General features: G+C 63.7%; 16 protein-coding genes and 1 tRNA gene. 11 read left to right on the plus strand and 6 right to left on the minus strand.

What is annotated here, in order from left to right; translation table 11 throughout:
- Nucleotides 1-132: 132 nt before the first annotated feature.
- The 11 genes from XI05_RS18265 to XI05_RS18315 all read left to right on the plus strand — a co-directional run bounded on the left by XI05_RS18265 (nucleotide 133) and on the right by XI05_RS18315 (nucleotide 11,182).
- Nucleotides 133-1,086: a helix-turn-helix transcriptional regulator gene (locus tag XI05_RS18265; protein WP_442869288.1), complete on the plus strand. Its 954-nt coding sequence runs from the start codon at nucleotides 133-135 to the stop codon at nucleotides 1,084-1,086.
- Between the two features lie 58 nt (nucleotides 1,087-1,144).
- Entirely contained in the window at nucleotides 1,145-1,819 is a 675-nt protein-coding gene (locus XI05_RS18270) for an SDR family NAD(P)-dependent oxidoreductase (protein WP_271504144.1), read from the plus strand.
- Nucleotides 1,820-2,027: 208 nt separating this feature from the next.
- Nucleotides 2,028-2,288 carry a hypothetical protein gene (locus XI05_RS18275; protein ID WP_271504145.1) on the plus strand — a complete coding sequence of 87 codons (261 nt, stop codon included), beginning with the start codon at nucleotides 2,028-2,030 and terminating at the stop codon, nucleotides 2,286-2,288.
- A 513-nt stretch (nucleotides 2,289-2,801) separates the two neighbouring features.
- The gene (locus XI05_RS18280) at nucleotides 2,802-4,019 is read left to right on the plus strand and encodes an NAD(P)/FAD-dependent oxidoreductase (protein ID WP_271504147.1); all 1,218 of its coding nucleotides are present in this window, start codon (nucleotides 2,802-2,804) and stop codon (nucleotides 4,017-4,019) included.
- Nucleotides 4,020-4,112: 93 nt separating this feature from the next.
- Nucleotides 4,113-5,033, plus strand: coding sequence for an MBL fold metallo-hydrolase (locus XI05_RS18285; RefSeq protein ID WP_271504149.1), 921 nt, complete (start codon nucleotides 4,113-4,115; stop codon nucleotides 5,031-5,033).
- Nucleotides 5,034-5,111: 78 nt separating this feature from the next.
- Nucleotides 5,112-5,912, plus strand: a complete 801-nt coding sequence (locus tag XI05_RS18290; RefSeq protein ID WP_271504151.1) for an acetoacetate decarboxylase — start codon at nucleotides 5,112-5,114, stop codon at nucleotides 5,910-5,912.
- Nucleotides 5,913-5,944: 32 nt separating this feature from the next.
- Nucleotides 5,945-7,117 carry a DUF3734 domain-containing protein gene (locus XI05_RS18295; protein ID WP_442869289.1) on the plus strand — a complete coding sequence of 391 codons (1,173 nt, stop codon included), beginning with the start codon at nucleotides 5,945-5,947 and terminating at the stop codon, nucleotides 7,115-7,117.
- A 33-nt stretch (nucleotides 7,118-7,150) separates the two neighbouring features.
- Complete coding sequence (locus XI05_RS18300; protein WP_333939938.1) at nucleotides 7,151-7,555, plus strand: hypothetical protein; 405 nt, start codon at nucleotides 7,151-7,153, stop codon at nucleotides 7,553-7,555.
- 12 nt (nucleotides 7,556-7,567) lie between these two features.
- Nucleotides 7,568-8,350, plus strand: coding sequence for a 3-hydroxybutyrate dehydrogenase (locus XI05_RS18305; RefSeq protein ID WP_271504152.1), 783 nt, complete (start codon nucleotides 7,568-7,570; stop codon nucleotides 8,348-8,350).
- A gap of 49 nt (nucleotides 8,351-8,399) precedes the next feature.
- Nucleotides 8,400-9,602 (plus strand): HlyD family secretion protein, encoded by a 1,203-nt coding sequence (locus XI05_RS18310; RefSeq protein WP_271504154.1) that lies wholly within the window; start codon nucleotides 8,400-8,402, stop codon nucleotides 9,600-9,602.
- A complete protein-coding gene (locus XI05_RS18315) occupies nucleotides 9,599-11,182 on the plus strand; it encodes an MFS transporter (protein WP_271504156.1) in 1,584 nt (527 codons plus the stop codon). Before XI05_RS18310 ends, XI05_RS18315 begins: the two co-directional genes overlap by 4 nt.
- 642 nt (nucleotides 11,183-11,824) lie before the next feature.
- Here the strand turns inward: XI05_RS18315 and XI05_RS18320 are convergent.
- The 6 genes from XI05_RS18320 to XI05_RS18340 all read right to left on the minus strand — a co-directional run bounded on the left by XI05_RS18320 (nucleotide 11,825) and on the right by XI05_RS18340 (nucleotide 16,586).
- Nucleotides 11,825-11,992, minus strand: coding sequence for a hypothetical protein (locus tag XI05_RS18320; protein WP_271504158.1), 168 nt, complete (start codon nucleotides 11,990-11,992; stop codon nucleotides 11,825-11,827).
- 1,049 nt (nucleotides 11,993-13,041) lie between these two features.
- Nucleotides 13,042-13,203, minus strand: a complete 162-nt coding sequence (locus XI05_RS39800) for an Arm DNA-binding domain-containing protein (protein ID WP_442869290.1) — start codon at nucleotides 13,201-13,203, stop codon at nucleotides 13,042-13,044.
- A 218-nt stretch (nucleotides 13,204-13,421) separates the two neighbouring features.
- Nucleotides 13,422-13,496 (minus strand) — tRNA-Asn (locus XI05_RS18325).
- A gap of 136 nt (nucleotides 13,497-13,632) precedes the next feature.
- Nucleotides 13,633-14,001 (minus strand): hypothetical protein, encoded by a 369-nt coding sequence (locus tag XI05_RS18330; RefSeq protein ID WP_271504160.1) that lies wholly within the window; start codon nucleotides 13,999-14,001, stop codon nucleotides 13,633-13,635.
- A gap of 206 nt (nucleotides 14,002-14,207) precedes the next feature.
- Entirely contained in the window at nucleotides 14,208-15,902 is a 1,695-nt protein-coding gene (locus XI05_RS18335; RefSeq protein WP_172789087.1) for a flotillin family protein, read from the minus strand.
- Nucleotides 15,903-15,926: 24 nt separating this feature from the next.
- Nucleotides 15,927-16,586: an OB-fold-containig protein gene (locus XI05_RS18340; protein ID WP_271504162.1), complete on the minus strand. Its 660-nt coding sequence runs from the start codon at nucleotides 16,584-16,586 to the stop codon at nucleotides 15,927-15,929.
- Nucleotide 16,587 lies beyond the last annotated feature (1 nt).

A 16,587-nucleotide genomic window follows, 5' to 3' on the forward strand; every position in this document is an offset into this window, starting at 1 on the left:
GCGCATGCGGGCACGACGACGCTTCAGAATTGGAAAATCCAAGGCGGATTTAGGCAAGACGCCGCACCAGACAGCGGCTAGAACAGACGTCGAAAGCTCGATCAGGGTTTGCCTCAACGACGAGGACGGTCCATGAGCAGTTCACGCCTGAGAGCAATTCCGCAGAGCCAGCGGGACGCGACTCCGGCACACCTGCGCGATTTGCCAATGGGCGAGCAGCGCCCTCACGCCGATGAGGAAATGACGCGCGTGCTCAAGATGGCGCCGCTGCGCATGGCTTCGGATCCGTCCAACGGCGTGATCACCTTCTGGAGGCATGATCCCCTGCACGACGTGGTCAAGCCCATGGTCGATCATGTCATCATGGCTTTCCCCGCCGAGCCGGTTCGGTTCGAGCGGCGCGACGGGAAAGCGTTCGTGAGCGGAATGACGCGTTCCGGGACCCTGACGGTCATTCCGGCCGGTTCGTCCTCACGATGGGACATCTATCAGCCTTTGAGTGTGCTTCAGCTCTACCTTCCGCAGACAACCCTTGAGCGCGTAGCCCAGGAAGCCGGAACATCCGGTCCGAGTGACCTTGTGGAGCGCACTGCACATCCCGACCCCGTTACGGCCAGATTGCTGCTGAGTGCGGCGGACGCACTGGAAGGCAGCGCGGCGCTGGACACGCTGTTCAGGCACCAACTGACGGATCTTCTGGCTACGCGCCTCCTCGCGGCGCACGCCGGCCTACCCGCCACGGTTCGGCCGGTCATGGGTGGGCTTTCGCCCAAGGTGCTGGGTCGCGGTATCGAGCGCCTGCGTTCGGACAGTGATGCGGACGTATCGCTGGCCGCGCTCGCCGCGGATGCCGGCTTGTCGCGCTTCCACTTCTGCCGCGCCTTCAAGGAAAGCACCGGGCTGTCCCCGCACGCTTGGCTGCGCCAGCACCGGCTGGAGCAAGCCATGAACATGCTGCGCGATACCGACGTCTCGGTCGTCTCTGTCGCCGCCGCGCTCGGCTATTCCTCCCAGACCGCTTTCGCCGCGGCGTTCAGGAAGCTGACCGGCGAGACTCCCAGCGATTGGCGGAGACGCATACGATGATGGTTTCGGCAACCGTGGTCTCACCCGTTTCAAGTGCAGCGTCGAAAGGAGACAGGCGATGAAGACATTTCTCAGCATCGGCGCGGGCCCGGGGATGGGTTTCGCGACCGCCGAACGGTTCGCCAAGGAGGGTTTCCAGGTGGTTCTGGCCGCCCGCAACGTCGCCAGGACGCAAGAGCTGGCCGAGAGATTGACAAGAAAAGGGTACAAGGCGGACGCACGCCAGGTGGACTCGAGCGATCCGAAGGGCATGGCGGATCTGGTCGCTGGAATCGAGAAGCAGCACGGCTCGATCGATGTCCTGCATTACAACGCCGCCTCCGCGCGCAAGGCGACTCTGGCTGAACAGCCTCGCGATAGCTTCAACGAGGATCTCGCCGTGAACATCGGAGGAGCGCTCGTGGCGGCACAGGCTGTCGCTCCGAAGATGGTAGAGCAAGGATCGGGTGCGATCCTGTTGACGGGAGGCGGCTTCGCACTCGCTCCCAGCGCGGATTTTCTCTCGATCAGCATCGGCAAGGCGGGCATTCGCGCCTTGGCCCACGCGCTTTTCGAACCGTTCCGAGACAAGGGAATTCACGTCGCGACGGTGACCGTCTGCACCCTTGTGTCTCCGGAGTCGAAGGAGGCCTCGGCGGTGGCCGAGCAGTTCTGGCATCTCTACAGCCAGCCCAAGGACTCCTGGACCGTCGAAACCAGCTACGCCCCTGCGGCACATGAACATGCTGCGTGATACGGACGAGACGATCGTCGCAATCGCAGCCACACTCGGCCGTTCCTCGACGTCAAGTTCAGGAGGTGACCGGCCAGCCCGAGCGATTGCCGCAGGCGCATGAGTTGGCAGCAATCGCTCTACAGGTACGGCAATCGCTCTGGGGCGGACGCAGCTCAGATACGCTAGATCATCGCAATGCCCACATCCAACCGGATGGAGAAGAAAGATGATCCGCAAGAGCACCGTCGATTCCCGCGCGATCGCATTGAATTTCTCGCACTGGTCCGCAATTTCCGATTTCGCCAGCAGGACGGCTGAGACCGTCTCCGACTTCGCCGGCGTCGTCCGCAACCTGGTCATGGACATTCGCGACAGCTACCGGCCCGAACTGCACTACATGCGCGGCCCCGGCCCGAAGTGGCGCGCCAAGCATCAGCCTTGGCTGGTTGACCCTGTCCCGAGCGACCGGCGCAAACGTATTCACTAGCAGCAATCGCTCGACAGGTACGGCAATCCCTATGGGGCAGCGGTACGCGGGATGGACTAGACCATCACCGTCCAACGAACTCCGATGGAGATCGACGATGATCCGGAAACCCTTGGTCAACCAGCTTGCAATCACATCGCGCCGGCGCGGCCTTGCTACAGCGGTCGTGTACGGACTTTCGCTGGCCGTGCGCTTCACCTCAGCAACGGGCGAAGAGGTGGAGATCCCGGTGCAATCCCTGCAGAGGACCTATCCCGGAATCTCCATCATGACCACGGACCGCCCTCCGCTGACCTATCAGGATTGGGGTCTGGGTTCAGCTCAGCCCGTCGTTCTCCGACAAGGCTGGTCGCCCAAGACTCCGATGTCAGCGCGCTCGCCGGAGTGCCTCCCCCCATGACGGGCTGACGCCTTCGTTTTCACGCCTTCGCCTCGTCGTCGATCGCCACCCTTAGCGAAGGGCGGCGGCGGTAGCGCGCGGACTTTTGGAAGTCCAAACCAAGGAGCAAAGACATGAGACTAGTCATCATCGGGGCCGGCTTCGCCGGCATGTATGCCGCCCTCTCCGCCGCCCGCCTGCGCGACATCCAGGGCGTTTCACCGGAAGAACTCGAGATCGCGCTGGTTGCGCCGGAGCCGACGCTCGTCGTCCGTCCGCGGCTGTACGAGCCAAAGCCCGAGACCTTGACGGCGCCGCTGCTCGACGTCCTCAACGCGGTCGACGTCAACTACGTGCAAGGCAGCGCCGAGACGATCGATACCAGGTCCCGCACGGTGCAAATCGCAACCGACAAGGGGCTGCGGAAGACGCTGTCCTACGACCGCCTGGTCGTGGCGACCGGAAGCAAACTGTTCCGGCCAAATATTCCGGGCCTCGCCGAGCACGGCTTTGCCGTCGATTCGCTCGATGATGCGGTAGCTCTCGACAAGCATCTGCACGGCCTCGCCAAGCGGCCGGCAATCAACGGCCGCGACACCGTCGTCGTGGCGGGCGGCGGTTTCACCGGCATCGAGGCGGCGACCGAAATGCCGGCGCGGCTGCGCGAGATCTTCGGCAAGGACGCCAAGCCGCGCGTCATCATCGTCGAGCGCAATCCTGCGATCGCCCCCGACATGGGCGAAGGGCCCCGCCCCGTCATCGAGGACGCCCTGCGCAAGCTCGGCGTAGAGACCCGGCTCGGCGCCGGCGTCGCCTCTCTCGACGAGTCCGGCGTCACGCTCTCCAGCGGCGAGCATATCGAAAGCGAGACCGTGATCTGGGCGGCCGGCATTCGCGCCGCGCCCTTGACCCAGCAAATCCCCGCTGAACGCGACAATTTCGGCCGGCTGCTGGTCGACCGCGATCTGCGCGTGCCAGGGATAGACGGCGTCTTCGCCACCGGCGATGCCGCACGCGCCGCCTGCGACAATGACGGCAACTACGCGCTGATGTCCTGCCAGCATGCCACGCGGATGGGCGCGTTCGCCGGCAACAACGCTGCCGCGGAGCTGCTGGGCGTCCCGACCAAACGCTACCACCAGAAGGGTTACGTGACCTGCCTGGACCTTGGCGAGGCCGGTGCCCTCTTCACCACCGGCTGGGAGCGCAAGGTGGCCATGGTCGGCGACGTTGCCAAGAAGACCAAGCAGGAGATCAACACCGTCTGGATCTATCCGCCCAAGGCACAGCGCGCCGCTGCGCTCGCCTCGGCCGATCCGGAGCGTGTGACCGACGTGACTGGCTTCCTCTAGACCCTCACGCGAAACGGGCCGCGCTCCTTGCTGGCTGCGCGGCCTGCTCAACCAAGACCAGCCAGCGGCTTTACCATCAAAGAGGAGACAAGCATGAGCCTAGACTACACATCCGACGCCTCACGCCTTGGCAGACCGATGCATGACGAGCTGGTCCCGTCGCGTTACGCGCTGAAGGTCGGCGACATCGACGTGCTCGTGATCAGCGATGGAGTGCTGCATCTGCCAACCAATGTGTTGGTCGCTACCGCTGACCCGGCTGCCCGGCAGGCCGTGATCGACGAGCTGATGCTGCCACCGGAAATGCTCGATTGGCCGCTGAACGTGGTCGTGGTGCGGAGCGGCGGCCGAACCATCCTGGTCGACACCGGGGCGGGAGTGAACTCGAACCTGCCGAAGGCCGGACAGTTGACCCATCGGCTGGAGGCCGCCGGCATCGATCTTGCGGACCTGACCGACGTGGTGCTGACCCACTTGCACATGGACCACGTCGGCGGGCTGCTCGTCGACGGGGTGAAGGAGCAGCTTCGTCCGGACCTGCGGATCCACGTGGCCGCAGCCGAGGTCAAGTTCTGGGCGAAGCCCGATTTCTCCCTCGTCTCCATGCCGGAGGATTTCCCGGAGATGCTTGAATCGACCGCGCAGAAGTTCCTGCGCGAATACCGCACTTATCTGCGGACGTTCGACGACCGGGCTGAAATCGCGCCGGGCGTAGTCGCCCAGCGCACCGGTGGCCACACCCCCGGCCACTGTGTGGTCCGCCTCAACTCCGGCGGCGATCGGCTGACGTTCGCCGGCGATGCCGTATTCCAAGTCGGGTTCGACCACCCAGACGTGCACAACGGCTTCGAGCACGATCCGACGGAGGCGGCCCGTGTCCGGGTCCGTCTGTTGCGGGAGATGGCGGAGAGCGGCGAACTGCTGCTGGCCACCCACCTGTCGTTCCCGTGCATTTGCCACGTGAAGGTCGACGGCGACGTGTTTCGCTGTCTGCCGGTCACCTGGGACTACTGATCGCCCGCGACACGGGCCGCGTTTGAAAAAGATCGAGCGCGGCTCGCTCACGTCAAATCAACCTGGAGCTCGACGACGATGAAACACGAGACCGTGCGCACGAGCGCGTTCGCCATGCCGCTGACGAATCCGGCCTTTCCTGCCGGTCCCTACCGCTTCGTCAACCGCGAATACTTCATAATCCAGTACCGCACCGATGCCGATGCGCTGCGGCGGATCCTGCCCGAGCCGCTCGAAGTGACCGAGCCGGTGGTGAATTACGAATTCATCCGGATGCCCGACTCCACCGGCTTCGGCGATTACACCGAAAGCGGTCAGGTCATCCCGGTCTCGTTTCGCGGCCAGGCCGGCAGCTTCGTCCACCAGATGTTTCTCAACGACCATCCGCCGATCGCCGGCGGACGCGAGCTGTGGGGTTTTCCCAAGAAGCTGGCTCAGCCCAAGCTCGCCGTCGAGATCGACACGCTGGTCGGCACGCTGAACTACGGCTCGGTGCGGATCGCAACGGGCACGATGGGCTACAAGCATCGCGCCCTCGATATTGACGCCGAATCGAAGAAACTCGCTGCGCCGAATTTCCTGCTCAAGATCATCCCGCATGTCGACGGCACGGCACGCATCTGCGAGCTGGTGCGCTACCATTGCGAGGATATCGCCGTGAAGGGCGCGTGGACGGGGCCGGCTGCGCTCGACCTCTACTCGCATGCGCTTGCGCCCGTTGCGGAGCTGCCGGTGCTGCAGGTGCTGTCGGCCAAGCACGTCGTTGCCGATCTCACCCTCGGGCTCGGCACCGTGGTCCACGACTATCTGTCGGCCGGCGCGGCCGTGCGGCGACGCGCAGCGACCTCCGGAACCCTGATCGAAGCCAACGCCGGTTGATCTGATCGACGGCAATGAAGGGAGTATCGGCCATGTTGAACGTGACGCGCGAGCAAATCAGTTCTGCACACCGCATCAATCCGCTGCCCTACGATGTCGTCGCCTTGGTGCTGCAGGGCGGCGGCGCGCTTGGCGCCTACCAAGCCGGTGTCTACGAGGGTCTGCACGAAGCGGGCATCCGGCCGAACTGGCTGGCCGGCATTTCGATCGGCGCGCTCAACGCCGCCATCATCGCCGGCTCTCCGGAAGAACAGCGCGTCGAACGGCTGCGCGAGTTCTGGGAGACCATCTGCGCTCAGTCGATCGAGTGGCCCGCCGGCGAGGGCTTGGCCGACGCCCTGCCGTTTGCTTTCGACATCCACTCGATCCGCAACGCTCTGGCGGCGATGCGGGCGCTGGTGCAGGGTCAGCCCGGTTTCTTCAGGCCACGCTTCCCTGCGCCGCTCTTCTCGCCGTTCTCAGGCGATGCCGCGACCAGCTTCTACGACACCGCACCCCTGCACCGGACGCTGGAGAAGCTCGTCGATTTCGACCGGCTGAACTCCGGCGAGGTGCGCGTCAGCGTCGGCGCGGTCAACGTCCGCACCGGTAACCTGACCTATTTCGACACGGCTGAACGCCGGCTTTGCCCGAAGCACTTCATGGCCTCGGGCGCCCTGCCGCCGGGATTCCCCGCCGTCGAGATCGAAGGCGAACACTATTGGGATGGCGGCGTAGTCTCGAACACGCCTCTTTCCCGCGTGCTGTCTGGCGAGCCGCGCGACACGCTGACATTCCAGATCGACCTCTGGTCGGCCAGGGGCCGCGTTCCCTACGACATGATGGAGGTGTCGAGCCGGCAAAAGGACATTCAATATTCGAGTCGCACGCGCGCTGTAACCGACCAGGCGCTGCGCATGCAGAAAATGCGTCAGGCGCTGCAGCGGATACTCGAGAAACTGCCAGAAGCCGCCAGGAAGGATCCGGAGATCCGCGCCATCGCGGATATGGCCCGCCATCGCTCCCACAATATCATCCACCTGATCTACCAGACCAAGCTCCACGAAGGCCATTCGAGGGACTACGAGTTCGGACTGAGCGCGATGCGCGCGCACTGGCAAAGCGGACTGGAAGACATCCGCCGCACGCTCGCGGACGGACGGCGCCTCGATCCGCCGCCGCCCGAGCTCGGCATCGTCACCCACGACATCCATCGCCGCGATTGAGCTTTCGCGTCGCCCTTAGATCAGGAGAACACCATGCCGACCCTTTCCGATGCTCCCGACCAGAACGCCACGACGGAACTTCGTGCGCCGCCCCGGCGATCTGCTCCGGCACGTTCCGGCGCCGCCTCATGGACGATCATCCTGGTGCTCGTCCTGCTCCTGGTGGCAACCGATTTCGTCGCCTACGTCGGCTGGACGCTTGCTGACGGGGTCGAGGTTTCGGCAGCCGGCTACGTCGCCATGGCTGCCGGCGTGCTCTTCTCGCTCGTCGTCGGATGCGGGCTCATGGCCCTCATCTTCTACAGCAGTCGCAACGGGTACGACGAACCTCCCGTGCTGATCGGGTCGGACGCGAGTCAGAAGCGAACAATTCCTCCGACGATTGAGACGCAGGCCATGCGGACGGACCGCAAGCTTCCACTGCAAGATCGACGTTGAAAGGAATCTGCCATGTTGAAGGGCAAAGTAGCCGTCGTCACCGGATCGACCAGCGGCATCGGACTTGGAATCGCCAGAGAGCTCGCCAGGCTCCGTGCCAACATCGTGCTCAACGGTTTCGGCGAGACGAATGAGATCGAAGCCATCCGCAGCGGCATAGAGCGCGATCATGGCGTGCGCTGCGTCTATGATGGCGCCGACATGTCGAAGGGCGAGGCCGTGCGCGGATTGATCCTTGCGACGGTCGAAAAATTCGGCCGCCTTGACATCCTCGTCAACAATGCCGGCATCCAGTTCACTGCACCGGTGGATGAATTCCCGGCCGCCAGGTGGCAGGCCATCCTCGACATCAATCTGTCGGCGGCATTCCATGGAATCGCGGCGGCCGTGCCTCAGATGAAGCAGCAGCGTTGGGGGCGGATCGTCAACATCGCCTCTGCGCACGGCCTCGTCGCCTCGACCCACAAAGCGGCCTACGTGGCTGCCAAGCATGGCCTCGTCGGCCTCACCAAGGTGGTCGGCCTCGAGACCGCCGGAAGCGGCGTGACCTGCAACGCGGTCTGCCCCGGCTGGGTGCGAACGCCCCTGGTCGAGAAGCAGATCAGCGACATCGCTGCGGAGCGAGGCATCAGTCAAAAGAAAGCCACCGAGGAGCTTCTCGCGGAGAAGCAACCATCCCTTGATTTCGCATCTCCCGAGCAACTCGGCGGCACGGTCGCCTTCCTGTGCTCGGCCGCAGCAGACCAGATCACCGGCACGGCAATCTCCGTCGATGGCGGTTGGACCGCGCGATAACCATCAGTGAACGGGCACGGGCGTCAGACACAACAGGGAGGGAAGCGACATGAATGCCGTCACAAAGATCTCCGAAGCCGTCCGTGCCGCGACCCCGGCGGAAGCCAAGGCAGCCGAGAACGAAGTCCCCGCCGCTGAGTCCGGGCCGGCGCAGGCCAGGGTTCAGACCGCCCCGAAAGGATCCGATCCGGCCACCCCGTCGGGCGGCCTAAGACGCCTGATGATACCGCTGGCGGCTGTCGGTGCAGCGGCCGCACTCGTTCTCGTGACCTCGGCCCGCTGGGACGCCTGGGTCGGGGCGAGTGCGGTCCAGACGACCGACAACGCGACGGTTCATGCCGAGATGTCGCGCTTGAGCGCTCGGGTAAGCGGCAATATCAGGCAGGTTCTGGTGAGGGATTTCCAGCGTGTCAGAGCCGGCGAACTGCTGATGGAGATCGAGCCGGCGGATTACGACGCAGTCGTCGCGCAGGCCGAGGCGAGCGTCGCCGCAGCCCAGGCCCATCTCGACAAGCTGGAGAGTCAGAAGGCCCATCAAAGAGCCGTCATCATTCAGGCCGAGGCGCAGCGCCGGTCCGCCCTCGCCCGCGAGCTGGAAACGCGGCAAGAACTGGAACGACAGGACCAGCTTCTTCGCGGGGGCGTCGCCGGCACCAAGCAGCGGCTGGAGCAGGCTACGGCCGCACACGACACGGCCGGCGCCGCTGTTGCGGCGACCGAAGCAACAATCGAGGCGCAGCGCAGCCAGCTCGAGGTTCTCAACGGCGAGGAGCATCTGCTGCGTGCAAGGCTCCGTGCCAGCCAGGCGGACCTCACCACGTCGCAACTGCGCCTGGGGTATACACGGATCGTGGCACCATTCGACGGGGTCGTCGGCGAGCGCATGGTCCAGGACGGCAACTACGTCAATATCGGCACCAATCTGATTGCCGTCGTGCCGCTGCCGGACGTCTACGTGGTGGCGAACTACAAGGAAACCCAACTGACGCACGTGGCGCCAGGCCAGCCGGTCGACGTCACCGTCGACACGTTCGCGGGCGTGGTGCTGCGCGGTCGTGTGGAGCGAATCTCGCCGGCCAGCGGATCGACCTTTGCCCTGCTGCCGCCGGACAACGCGACGGGCAACTTCACCAAGGTGGTGCAGCGCATCCCGGTGCGAATCTCGTTCGATCCCGGCCAGGTGCTGGTCGACCGGCTACGCCCGGGGATGTCGGTCGTCACGCATATCCGGGTCGCCGGGGGCGCGTCGTGACGACCGCGACCATCAGCAGCGACTCCGTCGGCCGTCCCTCCCATCACCCTTGGATGGCGGTCGCAGCCGTGCTGCTTGGCGCCTTCATCGCGAGCTTCGATGTGCGGCTGTTCGCGCTGGGCCTACCGGACCTGAGAGGCCAGTTCGGCCTTAGCTTCGACGAGGGGGCATGGCTGGCAACCGCTTCGACATCGTCGCAGATCCTCATCGCCCCCGCCATCGCCTGGCTTGCCACGGTCTTCGGCTTACGCCGCGTAATGGTCTGGCCAAGCCTGCTTTATGTCGCCACAACGCTGGCCATTCCCTTCGTCCGTGACTACCAGGTATTGCTGGCGCTCCATTTCATTCGCGGGCTTCTGCTCGGCGTCTTCGTCCCCGCGACGATCATGATCGTGCTGCACCATCTGCCGAAGCATTGGTGGATCGTCGGCCTGGCGGCGTACTCCTTCCGGCTGTCCTTCACCGGCAACGCCGGCGTGTCGCTGGTGGGCTTCTACGTAGATCAGGTTGGCTGGCAATGGCTCTATTGGCAGGACGCTGTGATCGCCGTGCTGATGGCGCTACTGACCTGGCTGGGCACGCCCCGGGAAGGGGTCAATCGCCAGCTCCTGGCTCAGGCCGATTGGGGCGGCATGCTGTTGCTGGGTACCGGCCTGACCCTGATCTACGCCGGCTGCGATCAGGGCAACAGGCTGGATTGGTTCGAATCGGGCACCGTGACGGGGCTGATCGTCGGTGGCGGCGCGCTCGTGTTCGCCTTTCTCGTTAATGAAGCGATCGTGCCAGAGCCATGGGCGAGCCCCACGGTCCTGATGTCTCGAAATATCGCCTTGGTGCTGTTGACGATGATGACCTACATGGTCACGAGTCTGTCCAACACCATGCTGATCCCCAACTTCCTGACCGTCGTCGCCGGGCTCCGGCCCGAGCAAGCCGGCGGCGTGCTCCTTCTCTACACGGCGTTGCCGCTAGTCGTTGCGGTGCCCGCCGCCGTCTGGCTGCTTCGCCGAGTAGACGCCCGTCTCGTGGCCCTGTTCGGGTTGACGAGTTTCGCGACCGCAGCCTGGATGGGCACCGGCATCACGCATGAGTGGGCGCCCGATGATTTCATTCCCATGGCGCTGGTGCAGGCCATGGGTCAAGGCCTCACCTTCACCGCACTCCTGATCTTCGTGGTGTCGAACTTGAACCCGGCTCGGGCCATTGCTTTCGTCGCCTACATCCAGGTGTTGCGCCTCGACGTGATCGAGGTTGCGACGACAGCGATGACCACGTGGCTGCGCGTGCGCGAGCAAGTCCATTCGCATCTGATTGGCCTGCACGTTGCTGCCGGCGACAGCGAGGTGATGCAGGCGCTCGGTCGAATGTCCGGCCGGGTCGCTCAGCATAGCGCCGCCGCGGAGACGACGCTGGCGCGCGCAACGACGATGCTGGGGTCGCTGGTACGGCGTGAAGCCCACGTACTCTCCATTATCGACGGCTTCCAGGTCGCGTTCTGGGCTGCAATCTTCGGGCTGCTGCTGATCAGCCTGATGCGAGCGGCGCCGCCAGGCCCGCTGACGCCAGCAGGGGCTAAATGATGAAGACAGTCCGTCCCGATGCGCAAAATTTGGCGCTGCGCGGTCACTGCGGACCGGATGCATTGCGCCCATATCGACGGCCAAACCGCTTACGGCCGACCTAAATGAGCAACCGCTCACAAAAGGGAGATCTGTTATGAAGACGCCTTCGCTCTGGATGATTGCAACCGGTTGCCTAATCGCCCTGACATCGCCGGCGCAGGCGCGATCTGCCTATGCTGGATCCTGGGGCTCGTCTTTGTGACGCAGAAGGTCGCCTGCGACCCCAGCTACAGCTTCACCGTCGATGTTTCGGACGGAATCGTATCGCACCCCAATCTGCTGAAGTTCAGGGGATCGGTGGCCAAATCGGGCGCGGTTCGCGCGTCAGTCTCCGTTCACGACAGAATCACCCCGCGGCATTGGTCGGCTCACGTCTCGAAAGCGGTCACCGGGGCGACTTTGAGAAGGCAGTAACGCGCCATACGCGGACACACCCGCTGTGAATGAAAGAGGGCCGCCAGCTGAAATGTCCCGGAGCAATCTCCCCGTCCATCTGGTGGTCTAGGCCGAGGCATGGACGGGGAGACGCGCGCCGGGCCCCCGTCGCATGACGAAGCTAAAAACGTGCCATGAAAGTTATGTGAAAACTCTCCGCCGACTTCAATGGACCTTGATTTTATCCAGAGGAAGGCGAAGCTCCGCTGCACGCTCTCGGCGGTCCTTTTTGCGGAACTCCATTTCTCGCCTTTCAAACTCCATCAGCTCTTTCTGGGCTGCTTCTAACTGGCGATCTTTCGAGGTCGTGCTTACGTCGGTCTGTTCCGTCATCGCTCACCCTCCCGTCTCTTAGCCGCTGATCCAATAGACAAGATTCAGAACATCGGGAAGGTTCGGTGCCGAAAGATTACGGATTTATGACGGCGGGACGACAGGAAAAAAGCGCGGCCAGGCTCGAAATATGCGTCCCGACGGCGCTCTATTTTCTAACTGGGCGCTGAAATCCCAGTTGATCCCAATATCCATGAAACGTGGCACAGGTTTGTGACGCGATCACCCTTGGCCAAGCAGCAATAGAATCCCGGCCAGCAACACCGCCACGAAAACAGCAGGCACAACGATCCAAGCAGTCTCATTTCTCATGGAGTGTGCAGGGTCTCATACCCCCCAACGAGCCGCTACCTATACGTGGGGATATTGGGACACTGGACAGCGCCTGCTCGCGCTCGGGATCAGACCAGGAATACGGATCACTTCCTGAACATGGCCGAAGCAAATCGTCTTCGCCTCTCGGCAGCTGAGCTTACTTGGTTCACCGCCTTGAGAGGGCGAGCATCTTGGGCGCAATGGTCATTCAGGCAGCCCTGCTCGCCGCAATCCTTCTTCATATCGCGCGACGTCCTCGGCGCGTCGATAAGGGCCAAGGACGTCTTTGAGATTGGAAAGGCGTAGCGTGGGGCTGAGTTCTCGCAGCCGAGCCACTGCCCTGTGTGCCTGCTCCTAGCGGCCGGCCATTGCGTTGCTTGCCGCGGTGATACGTAGTCCAGGTCGATAGTCCGGGCTGCACTGCAATGCCATTTCTGCCAACGATACCGCTTCGGCATAACGGTCCGAAAAAATGTGCAAACGCGGTCCCGGCCCGCATGCCCATCAGCCACGGATCGAGTGGGCTCAGACGAATGGCGCGTGCGAAGCGCTCGATTGCCGCATCCGGCCCGCCGAGCCAGAGCTTTACCCAGCCGCCGAAATTCCATCCCTCCGCCGGGTTGGAATTGAGCGTCAGCGCGCGGTCGACCAAGCCGGCACCTACCCCGAGATCCCCAACGACAAACGCCAAGGCATTCCCGGGAGGCTAATGGCGGGGTAGCTGCCGAGCGACATCAGCCGCTCGCCCCATTCAGCCGGAATTTGTACCTCCAGAGCTTGGCCCCCTTGGTCGTGATTAGGAGGAACAGGCCGCCACCATCGGACAGTTTCCTGTCCTTCGAATCGGCCTTGGCACTGAGGACAACCCGATGAGAAAGCGCTTTCCGGAATTTCATTCGGACCCCCGTGGCTGGAATTTGGGGGTATTCTGAGGGCCAATTTGGGGGGACAAGGTCCCTACCCCCTCCGCTACCCCCAACCGGCCCGGACTGCTGCGAACAGCGGCGGAGGCCATAGAACAAAGCAGAACAGCAAAAACCTCAGATTTTTCTTGAGGTTATCCACACATTCTATCCAATTTCGGTGATTTTCGAGAGGCTTGGAAACAGCCTGATGGCTCCCCGGGCTGGATTCGAACCAGCGACCATCCGATTAACAGTCGGATGCTCTACCGCTGAGCTACCGAGGAAAAGGCGAACCATTCGTTCGCGCGCGGCTGCGTATAACAAAGCCGCTTGCGCTTGCAAAGGACGAATTCGTCATCATCCGCAACGCGCTCGGGAGGGGCCTGGAATGGCCTCTCCTCCGGCCCTGCCGGGCAAAGACTATTCGGCGAGGAACGAGGTGGTCTTGATGCCGGGGTCGTAACGCAAGCGGAGCGCGGTGAACTTGCAGAGATTGACGTTCTTCCACAGCACCGATTCGTCGTAGTTCTGCCAATCGACGCGAATGTTCCAGACGCAGCCCTCGTCGTCGTCGTCGAACTCGACATAGGTGCTGGCCTGGTTCTGCAACACCTTGTCGAGTTCGTTCTCCCATTCGTCCAGCCCGTCATCCGGCGCGTTGAAGCCCAGGAACTTGATGGCATAGCCGGTCTCGTTGACGACCGTCACGTTGCGGGCATCGGCCGCAAGCGACGGCGCGGCGGCGATCGAAAGACCGATGGCGATCAGTCCAGACAGAAATTGCTTCATGTGAAATTCTCCGATCGAAACAGGTCTCAGCGCCCGACGTCGATCGACGCAGGCGCTGTGGCAAACAAAACGTTGCCTCAAGACAAGTCCGGAGCGAGATCGAACGATTCAAGAGACGATCGATCTGCGTTCCCGAACGTTTGCGCGGCGCGAGACGCGCCCAGCCTGTTTATCGGTTGGAATTCTCCGCAGCAATGAACGGGCATTCATAGTTCGGCAGGGCTTGTTTTCTCCGGCACCGGCGCCGGCACGGCCGCGCCGTTACTCTTTCCCGTCACGGCGCCGACCAGCGCCTTGACGGGATCGTCGCCCGGCGCAAAGCCACTCTGGCGCAGGATCTCGTCGATCATCGGGCGCAGCGCATGCACCTTGAGCAGCTCGCCGGCGAGACCCTCGCCGAAGCCCACATTGCCTCCGCCGGCGCCGTTGCCGCCAAACGCGCCGCCAGTGTGCAGGATGCGGACGTCCTTGAGGTTCGCGATCGGCTTCACCATCTCGGCCAGGGCCGAGGGCATGGTCTCGATCCGCTTCTTGGCGATCTCGAAATCGATCACGTTGCTGCCGAGCTTGTTCTGCGCCTCATTCTTCATGGTGATGACGGCAGCTTCCGCCTCGCCGATATTGCGCACGCCGACTGCCTTGATCTTGTTGGATTCGGCTTCCGCCGTGGCCAGCGTCTTGACGGCCTCGGCGCGGTCGAGCGAGGCCTTCTTCTCGGCTTCGGCCGCAACGATCAATTCTGTCGACTTGCGCTCGGCCTCGGTCCGCGCGGCGAGCACCTGGGTGAGACGGGCGCGATCGGCGACCTCGACCGCGCGTGCAGTCACGACCTTTTCTTCGGCCGAGACGGCGAGCGCTTCGGCGGCCTTGGCCTCGGCAACGGCTTCCGAGGTCTGCTTGCTCTTCGCTGCGATCTGGATCTCGTTTTCCTGCGTCGCGATCTGGATCTCGCGCTGGGCGTCGGTCTTGCGCTTGTTGATCGCGAGGTCCGACTCGATCACCGCGGTTTCCTTGACCTGCTTGGCGCCGGCCTCCTTCTCGGCAACCGCCCTGTCGGTGTCGATGCGGGCATTCTCCTCGGTCAGGCGCGCGGTCTGCGTCGCGGTTGCGACCTCGGCGCGGGTGCTCGCGGTCTTGTTGGCGATGTCGCGCTCCTGGGAGAGCTCGGCTTCCTTCTTGGTCCGCTCGATCCCGAGGGTCTGCTGCCGCGCCTCGAGGTCCTTTTGCGCGATCGCCACCTCGTTGTCGCGCACGATGGCGTTGCGATCGCGGCGGCGGGTCTCGGTGACCGTCTTCAACTGGGTGAGACCTTCGGCGTCGAAGAAATTCTCCGGGTTGAAGAACTTGACGTCGGTCTGGTCGAGCTTGGTCAGCGACACCGATTCCAGCTCGAGCCCGTTCGATTTCACATCGGACTCGACCGTCGACTGCACGTGCTTGACGAAGTCCGAGCGCTTCTCCTGAAGCTCCAGGATGCTCATGGTCGCCGCGACCGAGCGCAGGCCGTCGACGAATTTCGCTTCGACCTGATTGCGTAACGCTTCGGCGTCGTTGGTCAACGCGCCCAGCGTCTGGCTCGCGAGCGCGATGCTTTCCTCGTCCGGGCGGACGCGCACATAGAACTCGGCGACGATGTCGACGCGCAGGCGGTCCTTGGTGATGAGGGATTCCCGCTCCTTGCGCTCGACGGTGAGCCGCAGCGTCTTCAGGTTGACGCTGGCGTAGGAGTGGAAGATCGGCAGGATCATGGCGCCGCCGTCGAGCACCACCTTCTTGCCGCCGAGCCCGGTGCGCACGAAGGCCTCGTCGCGGGTGGCGCGCTTGTAGAGAATGGTGAAGACGATCCCCAGGACGACGATCAGCGCGACGCCAATCACGGCCGGGACTGCGATGTCGAACATGGCTTTCTCCGCTGTGGGACTTTGCTAACTGCTTAGAGTGGGCTTGGACGGCTTGAGTTCATCGTCGGCCTTCACCGCGACGAAACGGGTGCCATCGCGGTCGACCAGGAGGACCATGGTTCCCTGCGGCAGAGGCCCCGATGACGGCGCGGCGACCGCCGAGACGAAATGGCGGTTGCCGTGGACGTCGGCAACGCTGACGCGGCCCGGCGGCCCCTGGTCGAGCGGGCCGACGACGACCTCCCCGATGCGGCCGACGAGATCGCCCAAGCCGACGACGTAGCTTTCGTCCTTGGGAATGACCCGCGCGATGGCCCTGCTGGCGGCGCGGACCAGCGGAACCGACACCACGACGGCCCCGACCGAGGCGACCGTCGCCGGCAAGGGACCTGCAACCATCCGCGCGAGGTCCTGGATCAGGAAGCCGGTGATGGAGAAGGCGCCGAGCAGCAGCAGCAGGAAGATCAAGAGCGGCACGCCGCCGACATTGACCCAGGAGATGGCGTTGAGCACCCCGTTGTCGCTGGGATGGGCGAAATCGATGTTGGTGCCGAGCATCTCGCTGAGCGAGGCCCCCACCAGCATGGAGACCACCTCGATCGAGCCGACGATGACGATCATGGCCGCTGCAATCGCGAACGGCCTGACCTCAGGCGACATGACGTGTTCGAGCACAGCGCTCATG

Origin of the sequence: Bradyrhizobium sp. CCBAU 11357, assembly GCF_028128865.1 — a bacterium.
GTDB lineage: Bacteria > Pseudomonadota > Alphaproteobacteria > Rhizobiales > Xanthobacteraceae > Bradyrhizobium.